The organism is Paraburkholderia sp. RAU2J, from assembly GCF_003634845.1.
Classification (GTDB): domain Bacteria; phylum Pseudomonadota; class Gammaproteobacteria; order Burkholderiales; family Burkholderiaceae; genus Paraburkholderia; species Paraburkholderia fynbosensis.
Map to the genome: position 1 here is coordinate 919,509 of NZ_RBXG01000002.1, position 22,293 is coordinate 941,801.

Consider the following 22,293-nt stretch of genomic DNA (forward strand, 5'->3'; position numbering starts at 1 on the left):
GTTTATCCCATATTTAGGGAATGCGATTCAGATGTTGCAAGCATTCTGCGACATTGCTAAGTTTCTGGAAAACACACGGAGACACCCGCCATGACTTTTTCCCTCGAACTCGAATTTAAGCGATTAAATGCCGACTGCACAAGCGTTGGCCGCTTATTTTTTTGTGAAATTTAAGCGGTTAAATCCAACGGAGACAGCATGGCGAGCATTCGTTTGACGGACGTGCAGAAATCATACGGCGACCATCCGCCGGTGATCCGGCGCGTCAATCTGGAAATCGCGCAGCACGAGTTCTGCGTCTTCCTGGGCCCTTCGGGATGCGGCAAGTCGACCCTGCTGCGAATGATCGCCGGTCTCGAAGACTTGAGCGAGGGCGAGTTGCACATCGGCGAGCGTCTGGTGAACGACGTGCCCTCCGCGCAGCGCGGCGTCGCGATGGTATTCCAGAGCTACGCGTTGTTCCCGCACATGACCGTGTTCGACAACATGGCATTCGGCCTGAAGCTCGCGAAGCAGCCCAAGGACGTGATCGAGCGCAAGGTGCGCGAAGCCGCGCGCATTCTGCAATTGGACAGCTTGCTGGAGCGTTATCCGAAAGCGCTCTCGGGCGGGCAGCGCCAGCGCGTCGCGATCGGCCGGGCCATCGTGCGCGAGCCGGGCGTTTTTCTGTTCGACGAACCGCTATCCAATCTCGACGCCGCATTGCGCGGCCAGACGCGGGTCGAAATTGCGCGTCTGCATCAGCGCTTTGCAAATGCGAGCGTGGTCTACGTGACGCACGATCAGGTCGAAGCGATGACGCTCGCCGATCGCATCGTGCTGCTGCACGCCGGCGCGGACGCCGAGCGCTTCGGCAGCATCGCCCAGACCGGCGCGCCGCTCGAGCTGTATCACCATCCGAAGTCGCGCTTCGTGGCGGGTTTCATCGGCTCGCCGCGCATGAACTTCATCGACGCGACGGTCGATGCGATCGAGCCGGGCAGCGTGGCGGTGTCGCTCGCGCAAAGCGGCGAAAAGCTGATCGCGCACGTGGACGGCCAGCGTCTGCAACGCGGCCAGCCGGTCACGCTCGGCGTGCGGCCGGAGCATTTGCGGCTCGACGGCGACGAGCAGTTCGTTCAATGCGCGACGGTGCTCTCGGAACGGCTCGGCGAGCACAGCTACATTCACGCGGACCACGCTACAGGCACGCTGATCGCAAAGGCGGCCGGCGATACGCCGATCGGCTCCGGCGAGCGTATCCGCATTCATGTGCCGCCGTCGGCGTGCCATGTGTTCGACGCGCAAGGAATCGCATTGCGGCGTAGCACGTTCGAGCCCGAGCGCATCGCCGCCTGAACACAGGTAGTCAGGATACCGAAACCCGATGAATCCGCCGGGTTCACCCAGCCGAATTCCGCCACAGAGCGGGTTACTTCGCTGACGGCCATTCGCTGTCAGTCAACAAGGTAGTCAAGGAGACACAAGATGATTGCTCTTCGCCTTCGCCGTCTTGCCCAGGTGTCGATTGCCGCGGCCCTGGTGGCCGGCGCGTTAGCCAGCGTCACGGCCGACGCCGCCACGCTCAACATCAACGTATCGGCGCGCGGCAACCAGCGCTCCACGTGGCAGGACGCGTTCGACAAGTTCAAGAAAGCCAACCCCGACGTCGATCTCAAGGTGACCTACATCACCGAGGAAGCGTACAAGGTGCAGATGGGCGGCTGGCTCGCCACCGATCCGCCTGATGTCGTGTCGTGGCACGACGGTGAACGGATGGCCTATTACGCGCAACGTGGCCTGCTCGAAGACCTGTCGTCGGACTGGAGCAAGAATGGCTGGTCGCAACAGTATGCGTCGGTCAAGGAAGCATCCACGTACAAGGGCAAGCAGTACGCCGCGCCGCTCGGCTACGACGCGTACGGCTTCTTCTATCGCAAGGACCTGTTCGAGAAGGCCGGCATCAAGAGCGAGCCGAAAACGTGGGACGAATTTCTCGAGGCGAACAGGAAGCTGAAGGCGATCGGGGTCGCGCCGATCGCGGTGGCCGCGCGTGATAGCTGGACGCTCGCCGCATGGTTCGACTACCTGAATCTGCGTATCAACGGCAACGAGTTCCATCAGAAGCTGATGGCCGGCGAGATTCCGTACACCGACCCGCGCGTGAAGAAGGTCTACACGACGTGGAAGACGCTGATCGACGATCACTACTTCATCGACAACGCGCTCTCGTACGATCTCGATTCGATCGCGCCGTTCCTCGCGAGCGGCAAGGCGTCGATGATGCTGATGGGCACGTTCTTCTCGGCGGGCCTGCCGCCGTCGATCAAACCGCAAATCGGCTTCTTCCGCTTCCCGGTGATCGACGCCAATGTGCCGATGGCTGAGGACGGCCCGGTGAACGTGCTGCTGATTCCCGCCAAGGCGAAGAACAAGGCCGACGCGCGCAAGCTGCTCGCGTTCATGGAGCAGCCGCAGATCAACGCCGAACTGGCGAAGGGCTGGGGTCAACTGCCGTCGAACAGTGAGGCCGCCGAGCCTGAGGACGCGATCTCGAAGGTCGGCTTCCAGACGCTCGCGAACACCAAGGGCGGGATCGCGCAGTTCTACGACCGCGACATGCAGAAGGAAATGGCCGACGAAGGCATGAAGGCCATGCAGCAGTTCTACAGCGATCCGTCGCAACTCGACGCCGTGCTCGCGCGCCTCGAAGCGACCAGGAAGCGCATCTACCAGAAGTAAGTCCCGCAGCGCCGGCGGCGTAACAGCTGCCGGCGCCCGCCTTCGATTTCCGACGAGGCTCGATCCATGTCTCATACCGCAGCGAGCCGCTTACCGGCGGCCCGGCGTCGTCACGTCTCGACGACGCGCCGTCATCAGCACCGCGCCGCGTTTTTCTTCCTGTTGCCGGGATGTCTGCTGTTTTGTCTGTGCGTGGTCTACCCGATCATCAGCAGCATCTCGCTCAGCTTTTACAACTGGGACGGCATGACGCCGAAGACCTTCGTGGGTCTCGGCAATTACGTCGAACTGTTCCAGTCCGACACGTTTTATACGGCGCTCAAGAACAACCTCATCTGGCTCGCGCTGTTCCTGCTCGCGCCGCCGCTGGGTCTGATGTTCGCGTTGTATCTGAACCAGCACGTGCGCGGCATGCGTGTCGTGAAGTCGCTGTTCTTCGCACCCTTCGTGCTGTCGGGCGTGGTGGTCGGACTGGTGTTCAGCTGGTTCTACGACCCCGGCTTCGGCTTGCTGCGTTTGATCGTAGGGCACGGCATACCGGTGCTCGGTGATCCGCGCACGGTGACGTTCGGCATCATCTTCGCCGCGCTGTGGCCGCAAACGCCGTTCTGCATGGTGCTGTATCTCACCGGTCTGACGGGCATCAATCCCGAAGTGGTCGAAGCGGCGCGCATGGAAGGCGCGAAGGGCCTGCGTCTGCTGTGGCACGTGATCCTGCCGCAGTTGCGCCCGGCCACTTTCATGGCGGTCGTGCTGACCGTGATCGGCGCGCTGCGCAGCTTCGACCTGATCGCGGTGATGAGCGGCGGTGGTCCGTTCGACAGCTCCACCGTGCTCGCTTTTTACATGTACGACCAGGCGATCAAGTACTACCGCGAAGGCTATTCCGCGGCGATTGCCGTCGTGCTGTTCGCGATCATGCTGGTCTATATCGTGTTCCATCTTCGCCGCATGTTGCGCGAAGAACGCTGATTCGCCGCGTGCCTTTTTTGCCGCTTGCCAGGAGTTACGTGTCATGTATCCGCTTCCCGTCGAACGCTGGAAACCAATCAATCGCACGCTTTATAAGGCGTCGTTGCCGCTGGCCTTGCTGCTCTGGCTGCTGCCGATGCTGGCCGTGCTCGTCACGTCGATCCGTTCGTCGGACGAGCTTGCACAAGGCGATTACTGGACCTGGCCGAAGCATTTCGCGCTGCTCGAAAATTACGGCGCGGCGCTCACGCAAACGCCGATGCTGCATTACTTCGCCAACAGCGTGCTGATCACGGTGCCCTCGGTGCTCGGTGCGATCGTGCTGGCGTCGATGGCGGGTTTCGCGTTGGCTACTTATCGCTTTCCCGGCAATACGGCGGTGCTGTTCGCCTTCGTCGCCGGCAACTTCGTACCGATCCAGATCCTGATGATTCCGGTGCGCGACATGGCGCTGAAATTCGGTCTGTTCAATACCGTGTGGGCGCTGGTGATTTTCCACGTGTCGTTTCAGACCGGGTTCTGCACGCTGTTTCTGCGCAACTTCATCAAGCAGTTGCCGTTCGAGATGATCGAGGCGGCGCGCGTGGAAGGGGCGAGCGAATGGACCATTTATCTGCGTATCGTGCTGCCGCTAATCCGTCCCGCGCTCGCTGCGCTCGGCATCCTCGTGTTCACGTTTGTCTGGAACGACTATTTCTGGGCGCTGTGTCTCACGCAAGGCGACGAGGCCGCGCCGATCACCGTGGGCGTCGCCGCGCTCAAGGGGCAATGGACGACCGCATGGAACCTGGTCGCGGCAGGCTCGGTGCTCGCAGCGCTGCCTTCCGTGCTGATGTTCTTCGCGATGCAACGGCACTTCGTCGCCGGTCTGACTTTCGGCGCGAGCAAAGGCTGAGCACCTGCCCGACGTCAACCCGTCTACTCGTCAACTCATAACGAGACTTCTCTCATGCAACTTGGTGTCTGTTATTACCCGGAACAATGGCCGCGCGCGATGTGGGCCGACGATGCAAAGCGTATGGTCGAACTCGGCATTACGCATGTGCGGATCGCTGAATTCGCGTGGAGCCGGATGGAGCCTCGCGCGGGCGTTTTCGAATGGCAATGGCTCGACGAGGCGGTCGAAACGCTCGCTGCCGCCGGGCTGAAACTCGTGCTCGGCACGCCGAGCGCGTCGCCGCCGAAATGGCTGATCGACGCGCATCCGGACGTGTTGCCGGTGCGTGCCGACGGCACGCGCTGGAATTTCGGCTCGCGCCGTCACTACGATATTTCGAGCGAGACGTACCGGCGCGAATGCACGCGCATCGTGGCCGCCATGGCGCAGCGTTACGGGCGGCACCCGTCGATCGTCGCGTGGCAGACCGATAACGAACTCGGCTGTCACGAGACCGTGCCGAGTTACTCGCCTGCGGCGCTCGGGCGCTTCCAGACATGGTTGCAGCAGCGCTACGAAACGATCGCGTCGCTCAACGATGTGTGGGGCAACGTGTTCTGGAGCATGGAGTACCCGTCGTTCGACGCGATCGGCCTGCCGAACCTGACGCCGACCGACGCCAACCCGATCCACCTGCTCGACTTCCGCCGCTTCATGTCCGACGAAGTGGCGAGCTTCCATCGCGAGCAGGTCGAGGTGCTGCGCGAGCATGCGCCGACGGCGAATCTGCTGCACAACTTCATGGGCTTCTTCACGACCTTCGACCACTATCGTTTCTCCGAAGATAACGCGCTCGACGTCGCCGCCTGGGACAGCTATCCGATCGCGCGTACCGAGTCGATCGCGCTGCCGGAGGAGCAGAAGGCGCGTTTCGCGCGCACCGCGCATCCCGACGTGTCCGCGTTCGACCACGACCGTTATCGCGCGATCGGCAAGGGACGCTTCTGGGTAATGGAGCAGCAGGCGGGGCCGGTCAACTGGGCGCCGTGGAATCCGGTGCCCGCGAAGGGCATGGTCCGGCTGTGGGCGTACGAGGCGTTCGCGCATGGCGCGGAACTGGTGTCGTACTTCCGCTGGCGTCAGTGTCCGTATGCGCAGGAGCAGATGCACTCCGGGCTCAACCTGCCGAACAACGAACTGTCACCGGGCGGCCTCGAAGTACGGCAGGCGGCGCGCGAAATCGCGGAGTCCACGGCGCTCTCGACACTCGGCGCACCCGCGCGCGCTTCCGTGGCGATCGTCTTCGACTATGAGACGCAATGGATGTTCGAGATTCAGCGTCATGGCAAGACCTTCGACTATCAGACGCTGGTGTTCGACTACTACGAAGCGCTGCGTGAGCTCGGGCTCGACGTGGATATCGTGTCGAGCCGTGCGGACCTGTCGGCGTATCGCCTCGTGGTCGTGCCGAGTATCGCCGTGATCGACGACCTGCTCGTGCAGCAGATCGAACGTAGCAGCGCGCAATGGGTCTTCGGCCCGCGCAGCGGCTCCAAGACGGACGCGTTCGCGATGCCTGGCAACCTGCCGCCCGGCGCATTGCAACGCGTGCTGCCGATGCAGGTGCTCGAAGTCGAGTCGCTGCGGCCCACGCTCACGCCCGCGCTGTCGATCGACGGTACGCAGGGCACCGCCGTGTATTGGCGCGAGCATGTGCGGGCCAATGCCGAAACGCGCGTCGCCGCGCAATTCGACGACGCGTGGCCGGCGCTCCTCACGCACGGCAAGGTTCGCTATGTGGCGGCCTGGCTGTCGCATGCGCTGCATCGCGCGGTGTTGCAGCAGGCTGCGCAAGACGCGGGCATCGCGACGCAGCTGCTGACCGACGGCTTGCGCATGCGCCGGCGCGGCGGCCTGACCTTCGCATTCAATTTCGGCGAGCAGCCGGTAGAGGCGCCGGCGCCGTCCCACGCGACGTTCGTGCTCGGCGCGCCGCGCCTGAATACCGGCGATGTCTGCGCATGGAAAGACGCCTGACCTGGCGGGCCGTTCGGACCGGTTTCGATGAGCGAAGGGAGTAGTCGGAGAAGTAGCAAGATCGGAGGTTGAAACACAGGCGCATCACACCGGACCAGGCGGCCTCGAGAAGAGCCGCCATTCAATAGATGGAGGATGACGAATGAACCGAAGAGAAATGCTGGGATGGCTGGCATCAGCGGCCGCGGCGGGTGTCGGCACGACGGTGGGGGTGCCGGCCATCGCGGGAGAGCGTGAATCCGCCGCGCACGGCGCCCGCTTTGCAATGGGCGCGGACGTCTCGACGCTGCTCGAACTGGAAGCGAACGGCGCCAAGTTTTACGAGCATGGCGAGCGGCTCGATTGTTTGCGGATTCTGAAGAGCCATGGTGTCGACTCGATTCGCATCAAGGTCTGGAACGATCCTGGCAATCCGAACTATTTTCCGGCCAATCAGAGTCCCGCGGCCGGTTACAACAATGCCGAGCACGTGCGCGTGCTGGCGCGCCGCGCGGTCGCGCTCGGTCTGCGCGTGCTGATCGACTTCCACTACAGCGACTGGTGGGCTGATCCGGGCAAGCAGTATCCGCCGCACGAGTGGGAAGGCAAGGACATCACACAGACGTGCGCGCTGCTCTCCCAGTACACGTCGAACGTGCTGAAGATGCTCAAGCGCGATGGCGTGCATCCGGAGTGGGTGCAGATCGGCAATGAAATCACCGGCGGCATGCTGTGGCCGCTCGGCAAGTACGACCAGCTGGACAACCTCGCGCTGCTGTTGAAGGCAGGGCATGACGCGGTCAAATCCGTCGATCCGCGCACCAGGGTCATGCTGCATATCGACAGCGGTGGCGACAACGCGAAGAGCCGCTGGTGGTTCGACAGCGCGACGCAGCGCGGCGTGACGTTCGATGTGATCGGCCTGTCGTACTATCCGCAGTGGCAAGGCTCGCTGAGCGATCTGCAGAACAACGCGAACGATCTGGCGGCGCGCTACGACAAGGACGTGATGGTGGTCGAGACTGCGTATCCGTGGACCACCAGCGACGGCGATTCCGAGCCCAACTCGATGACCAACGTCGGCACCTCGGCCTTTGCGCAGACCCCGGCGGGCCAGGCGCAGTTTCTCGGCGCGGTAACGGACGTCGTCAAGGCGATCCCCGACGGCCGCGGCAAAGGCGTGTTCTGGTGGGAGCCCGAATGGATTCCGACGCCGAACGTCGGCTGGGAGAACGGTGCGGGCGATCAGTGGGACAACAACACGTTGTTCGATTTTCACGGCAACGCGTTGCCGTCGCTGGATGCGTTTCGCCGACGCTAGCATCCGCACCGGCCTGAGCGCCGGTTAGCGTCCGGCGCGCGGGCCGTGCTACATGACACCGCACCGTGCGCCGCTGGCAGGCATCACTGGGCGGGTGCCTGCCCGTTCTTCTTCAGACACTCCGACGTGAAGGCCATGCTGGCCTGGTCGGGCGTCATGCGCGGCGTGCCCGGGCTGAAAATCTTTTCGATGATCGCGTCGACCGCCTGCAAGTCGGCCAGGTCCTTGTAGTATTTGGCCGCCTGGTCGAGCGCCTGGGCCTTGGTCTTCTTGTGCGCACGCCACGAGGCGACCTGGCCGGCGATATCGCCGAGCGCAAAACATTGATCGTTGACGGTTTGTGCAACGGCCTGTGCGGCCGGTTGCGCGAGGCACACCGCCAGCAGCGCGGAGACGACTACGCGTTTCATTACCGGAATCCTGACTTGAGATGAGCGGTGCCGCGGCGACGATGGCATCGGCCAGCGCAGCCGCCGCACGAGTAAACAACCGCGTAGTCTATCGGGAAGTAGCGAGGCACGCTTTTTTACCCTCCAGCCTTCCTGCTGTCACGCGCTGGAAATGAAAAAGCCGCCCAGGCGGGCGGCTTCGAGAAACAGCGGATAACAGCGGATGCAGCAGGCGCGCCCTTGCCGGGCGCGTTGTTCAATGCCCGAACGACTCCGCCTTCGAGGTGTTCGTCGTCGCCACATGCGGCCGCGCCGCCTGTTTGATCAGTAGCGCCACGCACGACAGCAGGCCCGCCACCGCGATCGTCGCGAAGATGCCGCCGAAGGTGAAATGGCGGCGCGCCAGTTCGGCCACGAGGAACGAACCCGCGATCCCGCCGAAGCGGCCCACACCGAGCATCCACGCGACACCCGTGCCGCGGCCTTCGGTCGGATAGAACGCGGCGGCGAGCGCCGGCATCGACGATTGGGCGGTATTCATCAGCACGCCCGCGACGAACACGATGAACACCAGCGCGCCCACATTGCCGGCCGCCTGGCCGATGAAATACACGCTCACCGCAGTCAGTGCATAGCAGGCCGCAATGATCCGGTTCGCGTTGAAGCGGTCCATCAGCACGCCACACACCACCGCGCCGACGCCGCCGAGCGGGAACAGCGCGGAAATCAGCGTCGCGCGTTGCGGCGTGAGGCCGGCGTCCTTCAGCAGGATCGGCATCCAGTTGATCGACGCGTAGAAGATCACGAGGCCCATGAAGTAGGCCACCCACAGCATCACCGAGCCGATGATGTACGAGCGCGACAGCACCACGCCCAGACCCTTGCTGCCGGTTTGCGGCGCGCTTTCGGTCATCGTGAAGGCGCTCGCCTGCACCGCGTCGCCCGAAATGCGCGAGAGCGCCGCGCGAATCCGCTCGACGGGCTTGTTGTTCGCCACCATGTAGCGGACCGACTCCGGCATCTTGCTCACCAGCAGGATCAGCAGCAGCAGCGGCGTGATGCCGCCGAGCAGCAGCACGCTGCGCCAGCCGAAATGCGGGATCATCCACGCGGCGAGAAAACCGCCGAACGCGGCGCCGAGCGGAAAGCCGCAGAACATCAGGTTGATCACGGTCGCGCGGCGGCGGTCTGGGCAGTACTCGCCCATCATCGTCACGGCGTTCGGCATGGCCGCGCCGAGGCCGACGCCCGTGATGAAGCGCAGCGCGGTCAGTTGTTCGATGTTGTTCGAAAAGGCCGAGCCGAGGCACGCGACGCCGAACAGCAGCACGGAACTCAGCAGCATCACGCGCCGCCCGAGCCGGTCGGATAGCGGGCCCGAACCGAGGGCGCCGCACGCGAGGCCGAACAGCGCGGCGCTCAGCACCGGCGCGAGCGCCGGCTTGGCGATGCCCCATTCGCCAATCAGCGAAGGCGCGATGAAGCCGATGGCGGCCGTGTCAAAACCGTCCAGCAGGACGATGACGAAGCACATGAAAAATACCAGCCACTGGAACGGCGAGAAGGGGTGTTCGTTGATGAATGTCTGAACGTTCACAGCAGTGCTGCGGCTCATGATGGTCTCCCGATTGTCAAAAGGCTCGCGGAACACGAGCCTTTCCTTTCTTTCACGATCGTACGCCGTTTGGAAGCGATGCACGATGCCCCCGCCGCAGCAAACCGTTTGCGTGACGACGGCAAGGCGGTCCGGAAGCCGTAACCGGCGATTGCCGTGGCGGTGGCATGACTGATTGGGTGGCGTGTTCGTATATAGAACCGCGATTCTTTCTGCGAACACGCACTGTAAGTAATCCGACAACCGGGGGCAAGGCGGGATTACCCGAGATGTTGCGAGCGCACATCGGCTCGCGGAGCCGGCCTGGGCGACGCGGAGATCGCGCATGCCCCGGCGCACGCGCAGTGCGCCGGGTTCAGAGGAGAGAACGGGGAGGGCGCCGCGGTGAGTGCTTCAACCCGGCGCCCGTGAGGATGGTCAGAACTTCATTGCTGAACGTTAACTGGCATGAAGCAGGCTGATCGCTTCAGCCCAGTTTCGCGGCGATCGCCTCGCCCACTTCGGTCGTGTTCGCTTTGCCGCCGAGGTCGCCGGTATGCGGGCCTTCGATCAGCGTCGCTTCGATCGCCGCGAGAATCGCGTCGTGCGCTTCGCGTTCCTTGCCGCTCGACTCGCCGACGAAGTCGAGCATCATCGCGGCCGACCAGATCATCGCGATGGGATTGGCGATGTTCTTGCCGGCGATATCGGGCGCTGAGCCGTGCACCGGTTCGAACAGCGACGGGAATTTTCGGTCCGGGTTCAGGTTGCCCGACGGCGCGAGGCCGATCGTGCCGGTACACGCCGGACCGAGGTCGGACAGGATGTCGCCGAACAGATTGGTCGCCACCACCACGTCGAAGCGGTCGGGATTGAGCACGAAGCGCGCGCACAGTATGTCGATATGCTGCTTGTCCCACTTGACGTCCGGATACTGCGCCGCGATGCCGGCCGCGCATTTGTCCCACCACGGCATGCTGATCGCGATGCCGTTGCTCTTGGTGGCGACCGTGATCTGCTTGCGCTCGCGGCGCTGTGCGAGATCGAAGGCGAACTTCAGCACGCGCTCGCTGCCGTGCCGCGTGAACACCGATTCCTGCAGCACGAATTCGCGCTCGGTGCCCTCGAACATCACGCCGCCCACCGACGAATATTCGCCTTCGGTGTTCTCGCGCACGATCCAGAAATCGATGTCGCCCGCCTTGCGGCCGGCGAGCGGCGACGGCACGCCCGCAAACAGGCGCGCCGGGCGCAGGTTGATGTACTGATCGAATTCGCGCCGGAACTTCAGCAGCGATCCCCACAGCGAGATGTGATCGGGCACGGTGTCCGGCCAGCCCACCGCGCCGAACAGAATCGCATCGGCTGATTGCAGCTGGGTCTTCCAGTCGTCCGGCATCATCTTGCCGTGCTTCGCGTAGTAGTCGCAGCTCGCCCATTCGATGTGCTGGTATTCGAGTTCGATGCCGAAGCGCTGTTGCACCGCGTCCAGCACGCGAATCGCTTCCGGCATGACTTCGACGCCGATGCCGTCGCCGGGTATGACGGCAATCCGATATTTCTTCGACATGTTGTGCTCCTCCTTCGGGGCTTCGATCAGGGCGTTTGACGATTCAACGGCGCTTATTCTATTCCTGTCGTCTCCATCTAAAATGGCGGGAGCGCGACCATCCGTTCGGTCTATGGCGACTGACGGTGCGCGGCGAAGCGGCGTCGATCAAAGTGACCGGGCCACTGCCGACCAATCACGGTGAAGTCGCGGTGCAATGGGCGCTGGCCGGTCGCGGCATCGTGTTGCGCTCGATGTGGGACGTGCGGCCGCTGCTCGAGAGCGGGCAGTTGCGCCAGGTGTTGCCCGAGGTCATGCAGTCGGCGAATCTGTGGGCGGTTTATCCGGCGCGGCTCGCGCAGTCGGCGAAGGTCAGAGTGTGCGTGGATTTCCTGAGCGAGGAGTTCGCGCAGTGGGGGGCGAGGGAGTCGGGCGAGCAAACTTAGCTGCTTCGGGGCGCGCGTGTCTTTCGCAAAGGGCGCGGCACGGCGGGCGTCGGCCGCGAAGTGAGCGGCACGTTCAACCCGGCGCCGCTCGCCAAAGTTTTCGTGGGATGGGCGCTGCGCTACGTCGCGGCGATCCCGCAGCGCGAAGCGGGGTTCCGAGTAGCGGCGCGTGCGCTAGCGGGCCGCCGCATTCAGCTTGCGCCACAGCGTCGTCTTGCTGATGCCGAGCGCGTCGCAGACCGCGTCGCGATCGCCGTCGTGGGCCGCGAGCGCGGCGCGGATCTGATCGGCTTCCACATGACGGCTGCGTTCGCGCAGCGTGAGCGCAGCGGGTTTCGCCGGGCGCGCGTGGGCTTCGGTGATTTCAGGCGCGATGGTGCGCAGCATCTCGCGGGTGATGACGAAGGCGCTGTCGGCTTGCGCACCCGCGCTCGTGTCCGTCTCCGTGCCAATGTCCGCGTCCGCGAGTTCGACCGCAATCCGTTCGATCACGTTCTGCAATTCACGCACGTTGCCCGGCCACGCATAACGCCGCAACGATCCACCGAGACCGGCAAGCACACGCTCCGCCGTCACCATGTCGGGCACGCGCGCCGCGAGCCTCGGTTCACGCGCCGCGGCCTGGCGCAGCAATTCGGCGGCGAGCGGCAGCAGATCGTTCGGCCGCTCGCGCAGCGGCGGCAGCGCGATGCTCAAAATGTTGAGCCGGTAGTAGAGATCGGCGCGAAAACTGCCCGTTTCGACGCCCTCGGTCAGGGCGCGATGCGTCGCCGCGACGACCCGGATATCGACGCGCGTCGGCTCCGTCGAGCCGAGCCGCACGACCTCGCGCTCCTGCAGCACACGCAACAGGCGGCTCTGCAACGACAGCGGCATTTCGCCGATTTCATCGAGAAACAGCGTGCCGCGATGCGCGACTTCGATGAGCCCCGCCTTGCCGCCCTTGCGCGCGCCGGTGAACGCCCCTTCTTCGTAGCCGAACAGCTCGCTCTCCAGCAATGCCTCGGGAAACGCGCCGCAATTGATCGCGACGAAAGCGAAGTCACGCCGCGCGCTCAACTGATGCATGCTCTGCGCGACCATCTCCTTGCCGGTGCCGCTCTCGCCGAGAATCAGCACGGTCGCGTCCGACCTCGCATAGCGCCGCACGAGTGAGCGCACCCGCTCGATCGATTCCGACGCGCCGACGATGTCGTCGAGCCGGTAGCGCGCGGTGAACTGCTGCACGCGCTGCCGCGCGCGCAACGTTCGGTCGAGCCGCTCGACCGCACGCGATTCCTGAAACGTGAGCACGGTGCCTGCCGCCGCGCTCGTGCTGGCGAGCGGCCCGCGATGCACGACATAGCTCGCGCCGCGCACCGTGCAGAAACTGTCGCCGTCCGCGTCGGGCAGACTGCCGGCGAGATCGGGCGCAAGGTCGAGCAGTACGCGGCCCACGGCTTTCGCCGCGTCGATGCCGAGCACGCCGGCAAGACGCTGATTCATCACTTCGACACGGCCTTGTGCATCGAGCGCGACGACGCCATCGCGCAGATGTTGCAGCAGATTGTCGAGCCGTTGACGGCGCACGGTTTCGCGGCGGGTGGCCTGCGCGACTTCGAGCGCGGTGTCGAAGCCGGCGCGCACCGACGCGCGCGAATAGAGAAACACCGCGCCCATGCCGGCGTTCGCGGCGAGATCGGTGACGAGGCCGGGGCCGACCACGACGTCGATGCCGCGATCGCTCAGGTCGAGCACGACGCTCTCCGCGTCCTGCACGGATTGATACGACGCGAACGTGATGTCGAGCGCGTAGGCGGCCGTGAAGCGCCGTATTTCGTCGGGCGTCTCGCCGTGCGTGACGAGCGCGACCCGCGCGCCGTCGCGTCGCGCCCGCGCGAGCGCGTGCATCACGTCGAAGCCGGTTGGGTTGATCCGCACGACCGGCACCGACACGCGCGTTTTCAGATACGCACCGTTCGAGCCGCCCGCGATCACGACATCGGGACGGCCCGCGCCCGCGCTTTCTATTTCCCGTACGGCGTCTTCGAAACCGTGCGAGACGATGCGCAGGTCCGCGCGTTCGACGTATTCGCCGGCGATGTCGAAGAACAGATCGCGCAGGCGGCTGATGCTGAGCGCCCAGATGCGGGGGCGCGGGGACGGTTCGAAAAGCGGTGTGCTCACGGGGTGGCTCGCGGCAGGCTTGGAGAGTCTATCTATTATGCGCGCACCCATTCCCAAACTGAAATGGCGATTTCATTTGTGAAATGGGTCGTGGCTGTGGTGTGGCGGCTGTCTTCCTTTAAATCAGGCACTTAGCGCCTGGTATCACGGCTGGCCCGTTCTTTGCGTTTAAGGATGCCAGTCATAAAGCCCCACCATGCCTTCTGGAGACAACTGATGAGTGAAGCAGATAACAGCACGCCGAACACAGGCGCATTCAAACCGAAGAAATCCGTCGCGCTGTCCGGCGTGACCGCGGGCAACACGGCGCTGTGCACCGTCGGCAAGACCGGCAACGACCTGCATTATCGCGGCTACGACATTCTCGACATCGCGAGCGCGTGCGAATTCGAAGAGATCGCCTATCTGCTGGTCCACGAAAAGCTGCCGACCCAGGCCGAACTGACGGCCTACAAGACCCGGCTCAAGGGCCTGCGCGGGCTGCCCGCGAACGTCAAGGCCGCGCTCGAATGGATTCCGGCCGCCGCGCATCCGATGGATGTGATGCGCACCGGCGTGTCGGTGCTCGGCACCGTGCTGCCGGAGAAGGACGATCACAACCTGCCGGGCTCACGCGACATCGCCGACAAGCTGATGGCCTCGCTCGGCTCGATGCTGCTGTACTGGTATCACTACTCGCACAACGGCAAGCGCATCGAAGTCGAGACCGACGACGATTCGATCGGCGGCCACTTCCTGCATCTGCTGCATGGCGTCGAGCCGTCGAAGTCGTGGGTCGATGCAATGCATGTGTCGCTGAACCTGTACGCCGAACACGAGTTCAACGCGTCGACGTTTACCGGCCGCGTGATCGCGGGCACGGGCTCGGACCTCTATTCGGCGATCACCGGTGCGATCGGCGCGCTGCGCGGGCCGAAGCACGGCGGCGCCAACGAAGTCGCGTTCGAGATCCAGTCGCGCTATCAGAGCCCGGATGAAGCCGAGGCCGATATTCGCCGCCGCGTGGAAAACAAGGAAGTGGTGATCGGCTTCGGCCACCCGGTGTACACGATCTCCGATCCGCGCAACAAGGTCATCAAGGAAGTTGCCAGGAAGCTCTCGAAGGAAGCGGGCAACACGAAGCTGTTCAATATCGCCGAGCGGCTCGAATCGGTGATGTGGGACGCGAAGAAGATGTTCCCGAATCTCGACTGGTTCAGCGCGGTCTCGTATCACATGATGGGCGTGCCGACGGCGATGTTCACGCCGATCTTCGTGATCGCGCGCACGGCCGGCTGGAGTGCGCACATCATCGAGCAGCGTATCGACAACAAGATCATCCGGCCGAGCGCGAATTACACCGGACCCGACGATCTGCCGTTCGTACCGCTTGCCAAACGCGTCTGACGCAACGGTGCTCGAAAGCGCATGTGTCAGCCGTTCAATGCGTAGCAGCAAAATAGCAATAGGCCGCCGCGCAAGCGTTTCTCCTGCGTTGCGTCCTCTGAGCGCGATGCAATGAAGTTGGGCCTTGGCTCGCCGATACCCCGGGTCAAGGCCGCCTTTTTGCGGTGGCCGAAGCGGCGGCATAGTCGGCCGCTCGCGCAACGTAGCATGCAACGCGTTCGAACGAACGGCCGCAATCCAGCGAGCTAAACTACAACCATTGCCTGACCGGTCCGCAAGCGAAGCGTCACCTGACAAGACGCGGCTGAGCGTGACCGATGCCGCCGTCGTCCCCGGCTCATTACTGTTGGTTCCTAAGCCATGAATACTGCAAACCGCAAACGCCTTCCCGGCACCCAGCTCGATTTCTTCGACACGCGTGCCGCGGTCGACGCGATCCGGCCCGGCGCGTACGACACGCTGCCGTACACGTCGCGCGTACTGGCCGAAAATCTCGTGCGCCGCTGCGATCCGGCGACGCTCACCGCGTCGCTCGAGCAGATCATCGAGCGCAAGCGCGAGCTGGATTTTCCGTGGTTTCCGGCGCGCGTGGTGTGTCATGACATTCTCGGCCAGACCGCGCTGGTCGACCTCGCCGGCCTGCGCGATGCGATCGCCGCGCAAGGCGGCGACCCGGCGCTGGTCAATCCGGTGGTGCCGACACAACTCGTGGTCGATCATTCGCTCGCGGTCGAATGCGGCGGTTTCGACCCCGATGCGTTCGCCAAGAACCGCGCGATCGAAGATCGCCGCAACGAAGACCGCTTCGATTTCATCAACTGGACCAAGCGCGCCTTTCAGAATGTCGACGTGATTCCTCCCGGCAACGGCATCCTGCATCAGATCAATCTCGAACGCATGAGCCCGGTCGTGCAGGTGAAAGACGGCGTGGCGTTCCCCGATACGCTGGTCGGCACCGATTCGCATACGCCGATGGTGGACGCGCTCGGCGTGATCGCGATCGGCGTGGGCGGGCTCGAAGCGGAAAGCGTGATGCTCGGCCGCGCGTCGTATATGCGCTTGCCGGATATCGTCGGCGTGGAGCTGACGGGCAAGCCGGGCGAGGGCATTACCGCCACCGACGTGGTGCTGTCGCTGACCGAATTCCTGCGCAGGGAAAAGGTGGTCGGCGCGTACCTCGAATTCTATGGCGAAGGCACGAGCAAGCTGACGCTCGGCGACCGCGCGACCATCGCCAACATGGCGCCCGAATTCGGCGCGACGGCCGCGATGTTCTACATCGACGAGCAGACCATCAAGTACCTGAAGCTCACGGGCCGCGACGATCAACTCGTCAAGCTCGTGCAAGCGTATGCGAAAGAAACCGGCCTGTGGGCCGACACGCTGAAGCACGCCCAGTATGAACGGGTGCTGACGTTCGATCTGTCGAGCGTGGTGCGTACATTGGCCGGGCCGTCGAATCCGCATCGCCGCTTGCCGGTTTCGGAACTGGCGGCGCGCGGCATCAGCGGCAAGGTGGAGAACGAGCCGGGACTGATGCCCGACGGCGCGGTGATCATCGCCGCGATCACCAGCTGCACGAACACCAACAACCCGCGCAACATGATCGCCGCCGGCCTGATCGCGCGCAACGCGAACCGTCGCGGACTGACCCGCAAGCCGTGGGCGAAGACCTCGCTTGCGCCGGGCTCGAAGGCGGTCACGTTGTATCTCGAGGAGGCGGGGCTGCTGCCCGAGCTGGAGAAGCTCGGCTTCGGCGTGGTCGCGTATGCGTGCACGTCGTGCAACGGCATGTCGGGTGCGCTCGATCCGATGATCCAGAAAGAAGTGGTCGAGCGTGATCTCTATGCGACCGCCGTGCTGTCGGGCAACCGCAACTTCGACGGCCGCATTCATCCGTACGCGAAGCAGGCGTTTCTCGCCTCGCCGCCGCTGGTCGTCGCGTATGCGATTGCGGGCACGATTCGCTTCGACATCGAGAAAGACGTGCTCGGCATCGACGCCGACGGCCATGCCGTGACGCTGAAGGACATCTGGCCGTCGGACGAAGAGATCGACGCGATCGTTGCGTCGAGCGTGAAGCCGGAGCAGTTCCGCAAGGTGTACGAACCGATGTTCACGGCCTCCGTCGATTCAGGCGAACGAGCCAACCCGCTGTACGACTGGCGCGAGATGAGCACCTACATTCGCCGTCCGCCGTATTGGGAAGGGGCGCTTGCCGGTGAGCGCACGCTCAGGGGCATGCGCCCGCTGGCGGTGCTCGGAGACAACATCACGACGGACCACCTGTCGCCGTCCAACGCGATCCTGCCTGACAGCGCGAGCGGCGAATACCTCGCGAAAATGGGCCTGCCGGAAGAGGACTTTAATTCCTATGCGACTCACCGTGGCGATCATTTGACCGCGCAGCGCGCGACCTTTGCGAACCCGACGCTGAAGAACGAGATGGTGCTCGAAGACGGCAAGGTGAAAGCCGGATCGCTCGCGCGCATCGAGCCCGATGGCAAGGTTACGCGCATGTGGGAAGCGATCGAAACGTATATGGAACGCAAGCAGCCGCTGATCGTGATTGCCGGTGCCGACTACGGGCAGGGCTCGTCGCGCGACTGGGCGGCGAAGGGCGTGCGTCTGGCGGGCGCGGAAGCGATCGTCGCGGAAGGGTTCGAGCGTATTCACCGCACGAATCTCGTAGGCATGGGCGTGTTGCCGCTGGAGTTCAAGCCCGGTGTGAACCGCCTCACGCTCGGCATCGACGGGACGGAGACGTTCGACGTGATCGGCGAGCGTAAGCCGCGTGCGGATCTGACGCTGGTGATTCGGCGCAGGGACGGTCAGCGCGTCGAGGTGCCGGTGACGTGCCGGCTCGATACCGCCGAGGAGGTTTCCATCTACGAAGCCGGCGGCGTGTTGCAACGCTTTGCGCAGGATTTTCTCGAGTCGTCGAAGGCGGCGGCTTGAGCGGGATTCATTTGCGTTTGATCGGTTCGATTTGATTGCGTCGCTGGCATCTGCCGCAGCACGGCGAAGCAGCGGTGAACATAATGCAGCATGGGCGGTGTGGCTTTCTTCTCAGGCCGCGCCGCTCGCTCACATCAGGACAGGACATTCATGGCCCATAAACCGCAGATCAAGATTGCGGCCACCTACATGCGTGGCGGCACCAGCAAAGGCGTGTTCTTCCGCCTGCAGGATTTGCCCGAGGCGGCTCAGGTACCCGGCGCCGCGCGCGACGCGCTGCTGATGCGCGTGATCGGCAGCCCCGATCCGTATGGCAAGCAGATCGACGGCATGGGCGGCGCGACGTCGAGCACCAGCAAGACGGTGATCATCGCTAAAAGCAGCCGGCCCGATCACGACGTGGATTACCTGTTCGGCCAGGTATCGATCGACAAAGCCTTCGTCGACTGGAGCGGCAATTGCGGCAATCTTTCCGCCGCCGTCGGGCCGTTTGCGATCAGCGCGGGGCTCGTCGACGCGAGCCGCATTCCGCGCGACGGCGTGGCCACCGTGCGCATCTGGCAGGCCAACATCGGGAAGACGATCATCGGGCACGTGCCGATGAGCGATGGGGCCGTGCAGGAAACCGGCGAGTTCGAACTCGACGGTGTGACCTTTCCCGCGGCGGAAGTCCCGCTCGAATTCATGGACCCGGCTGCGGAGGAAGAGGGCGCGGGCGGCTCGATGTTCCCCACCGGCAATCTGGTCGACGACCTCGACGTGCCCGGCGTGGGCACGCTGAAGGCGACGATGATCAACGCGGGCATTCCAACCATCTTCGTGGAGGCACACGCGATCGGCTACACGGGCACGGAGTTGCAGGACGCGATCAATAGCGACGAGAAGGCGCTTGCGATGTTCGAAACCATTCGCGCGCATGGCGCGCTGCGCATGGGTCTCATCAAGCATCTCGACGAGATCGCGACGCGGCAGCATACGCCGAAGGTCGCGTTCGTCGCGAAGCCGGCCGATTACGTGGCGTCGAGCGGCAAACGCGTCGGCGCGGGCGACATCGATCTGCTGGTGCGGGCGATGTCGATGGGCAAGCTGCATCACGCGATGATGGGCACGGCGGCCGTAGCGATCGGCACGGCGGCGGCGATTTCGGGCACGCTCGTGAATCTGGCGGCGGGCGGCGGCGAGCGTGAGGCGGTGCGCTTCGGGCATCCGTCGGGGACGCTGCGGGTGGGCGCGCAAGCGAGCCGCCGGGTTGGCGAATGGACGGTGACGAAGGCCATGATGAGCCGCAGTGCGCGCGTGTTGATGGAAGGGTGGGTGCGGGTGCCGCAGGAGGGATGAGCCCCGGCTGCCTGGCGTACCGCTCAGGCATGTGCTCGCTACACGGTTGCGGAGGGACCCATGAAGGTCAAAAGAATCGTTGCGAATATCGGCACGCAAGCGGTGGAGGATGCCAAGCGTTTCTACCAGCAGATATTCGGCCTCGATCTGCTGATGGATCTTGGCTGGATCGCAACGTACGGGTCTTCCGAAACGATGACTGTGCAGATCAGCTTCGCTTCACAGGGAGGATCGGACACGCCTGTGCCCGATCTGTCGATCGAAGTCGATGATCTTGCCGCCGCGCTCGAACGCGTGAGGGCGGCGGCCATTCCGATCGAGTATGGACCGGCCGACGAACCGTGGGGCGTGCGGCGCTTCTATGTGCGCGATCCGTTTGGCAAGCTAGTCAATGTGCTTGTGCACGTGTGACATCATCTCTGTAGACCGAAAGACCCTGCCCGGTTGCTGCTGGCGAGCGGGGGCGCATCCGCGTTCAACGTTTCCATGTCGTGTCTCCGTTATAGTTGCTCGGGTAAGTCCCGATCACGTGACATGACGGGGCCATCGATACAACAATGGCGCGTCGCGCAGGCCGGGCAAAGAACGGGCCGGAGGAGGCAGGATGGACGACAGGCTGGATGCTGCGGGCACGGCGAATACGGCGAACGCAGCCGCGATCGCGGCGCGGGCGAAGCGCGCCGTGCTGGTGATCGCCGTGGCTCAACTGCTGGGCACATCGCTATGGTTCAGCGCGAATGGGGCGATGCGCGACCTGCAAACAGCATGGCAATTGAACGCATCCGGGATCGGCTGGCTGACGAATGCAGTGCAGGCAGGCTTTATCGTCGGCACATTGCTCTCGGCGACGACAGGACTCGCGGATCGTATCTCTGCCAGCAAGGTATTTGCAGTGTGCGGCGTGCTCGGCGCCACGCTCAACGCGCTGTTTGCGCTCTGCAGCAGCGGACTGGCTTCGGCAATCGGGTTCCGCTTCGGCGTGGGGGTCGCGCTGGCCGGCATCTATCCGCTGGGGATGAAGCTGCTGGTGTCGTGGGACCCGCGCCGTGCCGCGCAAACACTCGCGTTGCTGGTCGCCATGCTGACGCTCGGCACGGCATCGGTGCATGCGATACGGGCGTTGTTTGCGACCGTTCCCTGGCAGACCGTGGTGCTGGCGTCGTCGGTGCTCGCGGTGATCGGCGCGCTGCTGGTCTTCGTGCTCGGCGAAGGGCCGCACGCGCGACGCGCCGGCAACCGGCGCGCGGGGTTGTCGGCGGGCGTGGGGCAAGTCCTGCGCATCAGCGAGTTTCGCGCGGCCGCGCTCGGCTACTTCGGGCATATGTGGGAACTGTATGCGTTCTGGACGCTCACGCCGCTGCTGGTGCAGCGGGCTTTTGCAGGCAGCGCGCAGGTGTCCGCAAGTGCCGTCGCGCTCTGGTCGTTTCTGATCATCGCGATCGGCGCGATAGGATGCCTGCTCGGCGGCAGGCTCAGCAAGTCGATCGGCAGCGCGCGCACCGCCGCGCTCGCGTTGACGATATCGGGCACGCTGTGCGCCGTCTACCCGTTGTCGTCGGCGCTGGGTAGCGCGGGGCAACTCGCGCTGTTGCTGGTGTGGGGCATCAGCGTGATCGCCGATTCGCCGCAGTTCTCCGCGCTGTCGGTCAAGGCTTGTCCCGCCGATAAAATCGGCGGTGCGCTGACCTTGCAGAACAGCTTTGGCTTTTTCCTGTCGGCGTGTTCGATCCTGTGGTCGACGAGTGCCTATCATTCGCTCGATGCACGGGTCGCCTGGCTGCTGCTGCCCGGCCCGATCATCGGCTTGATCGCGATGAGGCCGCTGCTTCGCAAGCGGCCGCTATGGTGAACGGCATGTGATGTGCTTGCCGACCAGCGCACGCCCAGGAAACGCAAGTACACATTCGCAGACGACGCGAGCGAGGCGTTCATCGCACAACTGAAATGCGCGGCGAAACGCGTGGAGCGCCAGGATTTTTTGAAGTGATGCCCGTGCCGCAGGGTGGTGTCATCATGGACGGCAGCACATCGGGCAGCGCACACTTTGCAGCATGCCCCACGCCCACCCCGGCGGCGTCGGGCGTACGCGCCACTTGCTTGCTGCTTACTTCCCGCCGTGCTTCGCCTGCCACCGGCGCATGAAGGCGATCTCATCGTGCTGCGCCTTGATGATGTTCTGCGCGAGGCGCTTGATCTCCGGATCCTTGCCATATTTCAACTCCACCTGCGCCATTTCGATCGCCCCCTGATGATGCGGAATCATGTGGGCCACGAAGTCCTTGTCGGCGTCCCCCATATAATCGGGGGCGCTCATGTCCTGCATCATTTTGTCGTCGGCGGCCTTGAACGCTTGCGTCGATTCGCCTGAATCCGCATGCTCCGAGCCGGACATGTGCATGCCGTGCATCGCGGGCGCTTGCTGCGCGTGGACCGGCATGGCCGCCACGGCGAACGTCAAGCCGCTGAACAAACAAAGAGCACGAAATGCGCGACGGTTTTTCATAGTGGGATGTCCGTTGGTAAGGAGTGTCTCGAGTGATCTGCTGCCGGGAAGCGAAAG

Annotated in this window: 16 protein-coding genes and 1 pseudogene; 12 read left to right on the forward strand and 5 right to left on the reverse strand. The window is 64.0% G+C overall.

The annotated features are described in order from the left end of the window. Nucleotides 1–198 precede the first annotated feature (198 nt). The 6 genes from ugpC (at nucleotide 199) to B0G69_RS21625 (ending at nucleotide 7,907) form a co-directional block, all read left to right on the forward strand. Nucleotides 199–1,338: a sn-glycerol-3-phosphate ABC transporter ATP-binding protein UgpC gene (gene ugpC, locus B0G69_RS21600; RefSeq protein ID WP_121320851.1), complete on the forward strand. Its 1,140-nt coding sequence runs from the start codon at nucleotides 199–201 to the stop codon at nucleotides 1,336–1,338. Between the two features lie 129 nt (nucleotides 1,339–1,467). Next, a complete protein-coding gene (locus tag B0G69_RS21605) occupies nucleotides 1,468–2,721 on the forward strand; it encodes an extracellular solute-binding protein (RefSeq protein WP_121320853.1) in 1,254 nt (417 codons plus the stop codon). A 66-nt stretch (nucleotides 2,722–2,787) separates the two neighbouring features. Beyond that, complete coding sequence (locus B0G69_RS21610) at nucleotides 2,788–3,693, forward strand: sugar ABC transporter permease (protein ID WP_121320855.1); 906 nt, start codon at nucleotides 2,788–2,790, stop codon at nucleotides 3,691–3,693. 43 nt (nucleotides 3,694–3,736) lie between these two features. Next, nucleotides 3,737–4,588 (forward strand): carbohydrate ABC transporter permease, encoded by an 852-nt coding sequence (locus B0G69_RS21615; RefSeq protein ID WP_121320857.1) that lies wholly within the window; start codon nucleotides 3,737–3,739, stop codon nucleotides 4,586–4,588. Between the two features lie 54 nt (nucleotides 4,589–4,642). Beyond that, complete coding sequence (locus B0G69_RS21620) at nucleotides 4,643–6,607, forward strand: beta-galactosidase (RefSeq protein WP_121320859.1); 1,965 nt, start codon at nucleotides 4,643–4,645, stop codon at nucleotides 6,605–6,607. 142 nt (nucleotides 6,608–6,749) lie between these two features. After that, nucleotides 6,750–7,907: an arabinogalactan endo-1,4-beta-galactosidase gene (locus tag B0G69_RS21625; RefSeq protein ID WP_121320861.1), complete on the forward strand. Its 1,158-nt coding sequence runs from the start codon at nucleotides 6,750–6,752 to the stop codon at nucleotides 7,905–7,907. Between the two features lie 83 nt (nucleotides 7,908–7,990). Here B0G69_RS21625 and B0G69_RS21630 read toward each other — a convergent pair whose 3' ends face one another. The 3 genes from B0G69_RS21630 to B0G69_RS21640 form a co-directional block, all read right to left on the reverse strand. Beyond that, complete coding sequence (locus tag B0G69_RS21630) at nucleotides 7,991–8,317, reverse strand: hypothetical protein (protein ID WP_121320864.1); 327 nt, start codon at nucleotides 8,315–8,317, stop codon at nucleotides 7,991–7,993. A 235-nt stretch (nucleotides 8,318–8,552) separates the two neighbouring features. After that, on the reverse strand, nucleotides 8,553–9,911 hold the full coding sequence (locus tag B0G69_RS21635) for an MFS transporter (protein WP_121323807.1): 1,359 nt from the start codon (nucleotides 9,909–9,911) through the stop codon (nucleotides 8,553–8,555). Between the two features lie 466 nt (nucleotides 9,912–10,377). After that, nucleotides 10,378–11,460 (reverse strand): tartrate dehydrogenase, encoded by a 1,083-nt coding sequence (locus tag B0G69_RS21640; RefSeq protein WP_121320866.1) that lies wholly within the window; start codon nucleotides 11,458–11,460, stop codon nucleotides 10,378–10,380. Between the two features lie 86 nt (nucleotides 11,461–11,546). Between B0G69_RS21640 and B0G69_RS21645 the strand changes: the two are divergent. After that, nucleotides 11,547–11,885, forward strand: a pseudogene (locus B0G69_RS21645) (LysR substrate-binding domain-containing protein); the annotation flags it as partial. A 174-nt stretch (nucleotides 11,886–12,059) separates the two neighbouring features. Here B0G69_RS21645 and prpR read toward each other — a convergent pair. Next, entirely contained in the window at nucleotides 12,060–14,051 is a 1,992-nt protein-coding gene (gene prpR / locus B0G69_RS21650; protein WP_121320868.1) for a propionate catabolism operon regulatory protein PrpR, read from the reverse strand. 216 nt (nucleotides 14,052–14,267) lie between these two features. Here prpR and prpC point away from each other — a divergent pair, with 216 nt between their 5' ends. The 5 genes from prpC to B0G69_RS21675 all read left to right on the forward strand — a co-directional run bounded on the left by prpC (nucleotide 14,268) and on the right by B0G69_RS21675 (nucleotide 21,582). Beyond that, nucleotides 14,268–15,437: a 2-methylcitrate synthase gene (prpC, locus tag B0G69_RS21655; protein WP_121320870.1), complete on the forward strand. Its 1,170-nt coding sequence runs from the start codon at nucleotides 14,268–14,270 to the stop codon at nucleotides 15,435–15,437. A gap of 360 nt (nucleotides 15,438–15,797) precedes the next feature. Beyond that, nucleotides 15,798–18,395 carry a Fe/S-dependent 2-methylisocitrate dehydratase AcnD gene (gene acnD, locus B0G69_RS21660; protein WP_121320872.1) on the forward strand — a complete coding sequence of 866 codons (2,598 nt, stop codon included), beginning with the start codon at nucleotides 15,798–15,800 and terminating at the stop codon, nucleotides 18,393–18,395. Nucleotides 18,396–18,545: 150 nt separating this feature from the next. Then, nucleotides 18,546–19,733 carry a 2-methylaconitate cis-trans isomerase PrpF gene (gene prpF, locus B0G69_RS21665; protein ID WP_121320874.1) on the forward strand — a complete coding sequence of 396 codons (1,188 nt, stop codon included), beginning with the start codon at nucleotides 18,546–18,548 and terminating at the stop codon, nucleotides 19,731–19,733. 60 nt (nucleotides 19,734–19,793) lie between these two features. Further along, nucleotides 19,794–20,144: a VOC family protein gene (locus tag B0G69_RS21670; protein ID WP_121320876.1), complete on the forward strand. Its 351-nt coding sequence runs from the start codon at nucleotides 19,794–19,796 to the stop codon at nucleotides 20,142–20,144. Between the two features lie 193 nt (nucleotides 20,145–20,337). After that, nucleotides 20,338–21,582: an MFS transporter gene (locus tag B0G69_RS21675; RefSeq protein WP_121320878.1), complete on the forward strand. Its 1,245-nt coding sequence runs from the start codon at nucleotides 20,338–20,340 to the stop codon at nucleotides 21,580–21,582. A gap of 255 nt (nucleotides 21,583–21,837) precedes the next feature. Here the strand turns inward: B0G69_RS21675 and B0G69_RS21680 are convergent, their stop codons facing one another. Next, nucleotides 21,838–22,236, reverse strand: coding sequence for a DUF305 domain-containing protein (locus tag B0G69_RS21680; RefSeq protein ID WP_121320880.1), 399 nt, complete (start codon nucleotides 22,234–22,236; stop codon nucleotides 21,838–21,840). Nucleotides 22,237–22,293 lie beyond the last annotated feature (57 nt).

Bases quoted from the DNA above. Each gene is read 5' to 3' on its own strand.
- ugpC (WP_121320851.1), top strand. From the start codon at position 199: ATGGCGAGCATTCGTTTGACGGACGTGCAGAAATCATACGGCGACCAT.
- B0G69_RS21605 (WP_121320853.1), top strand. From the start codon at position 1,468: ATGATTGCTCTTCGCCTTCGCCGTCTTGCCCAGGTGTCGATTGCCGCG.
- B0G69_RS21610 (WP_121320855.1), top strand. From the start codon at position 2,788: ATGTCTCATACCGCAGCGAGCCGCTTACCGGCGGCCCGGCGTCGTCAC.
- B0G69_RS21615 (WP_121320857.1), top strand. From the start codon at position 3,737: ATGTATCCGCTTCCCGTCGAACGCTGGAAACCAATCAATCGCACGCTT.
- B0G69_RS21620 (WP_121320859.1), top strand. From the start codon at position 4,643: ATGCAACTTGGTGTCTGTTATTACCCGGAACAATGGCCGCGCGCGATG.
- B0G69_RS21625 (WP_121320861.1), top strand. From the start codon at position 6,750: ATGAACCGAAGAGAAATGCTGGGATGGCTGGCATCAGCGGCCGCGGCG.
- B0G69_RS21630 (WP_121320864.1), bottom strand. From the start codon at position 8,317: ATGAAACGCGTAGTCGTCTCCGCGCTGCTGGCGGTGTGCCTCGCGCAA.
- B0G69_RS21635 (WP_121323807.1), bottom strand. From the start codon at position 9,911: ATGAGCCGCAGCACTGCTGTGAACGTTCAGACATTCATCAACGAACAC.
- B0G69_RS21640 (WP_121320866.1), bottom strand. From the start codon at position 11,460: ATGTCGAAGAAATATCGGATTGCCGTCATACCCGGCGACGGCATCGGC.
- prpC (WP_121320870.1), top strand. From the start codon at position 14,268: ATGAGTGAAGCAGATAACAGCACGCCGAACACAGGCGCATTCAAACCG.
- acnD (WP_121320872.1), top strand. From the start codon at position 15,798: ATGAATACTGCAAACCGCAAACGCCTTCCCGGCACCCAGCTCGATTTC.
- prpF (WP_121320874.1), top strand. From the start codon at position 18,546: ATGGCCCATAAACCGCAGATCAAGATTGCGGCCACCTACATGCGTGGC.
- B0G69_RS21670 (WP_121320876.1), top strand. From the start codon at position 19,794: ATGAAGGTCAAAAGAATCGTTGCGAATATCGGCACGCAAGCGGTGGAG.
- B0G69_RS21675 (WP_121320878.1), top strand. From the start codon at position 20,338: ATGGACGACAGGCTGGATGCTGCGGGCACGGCGAATACGGCGAACGCA.
- B0G69_RS21680 (WP_121320880.1), bottom strand. From the start codon at position 22,236: ATGAAAAACCGTCGCGCATTTCGTGCTCTTTGTTTGTTCAGCGGCTTG.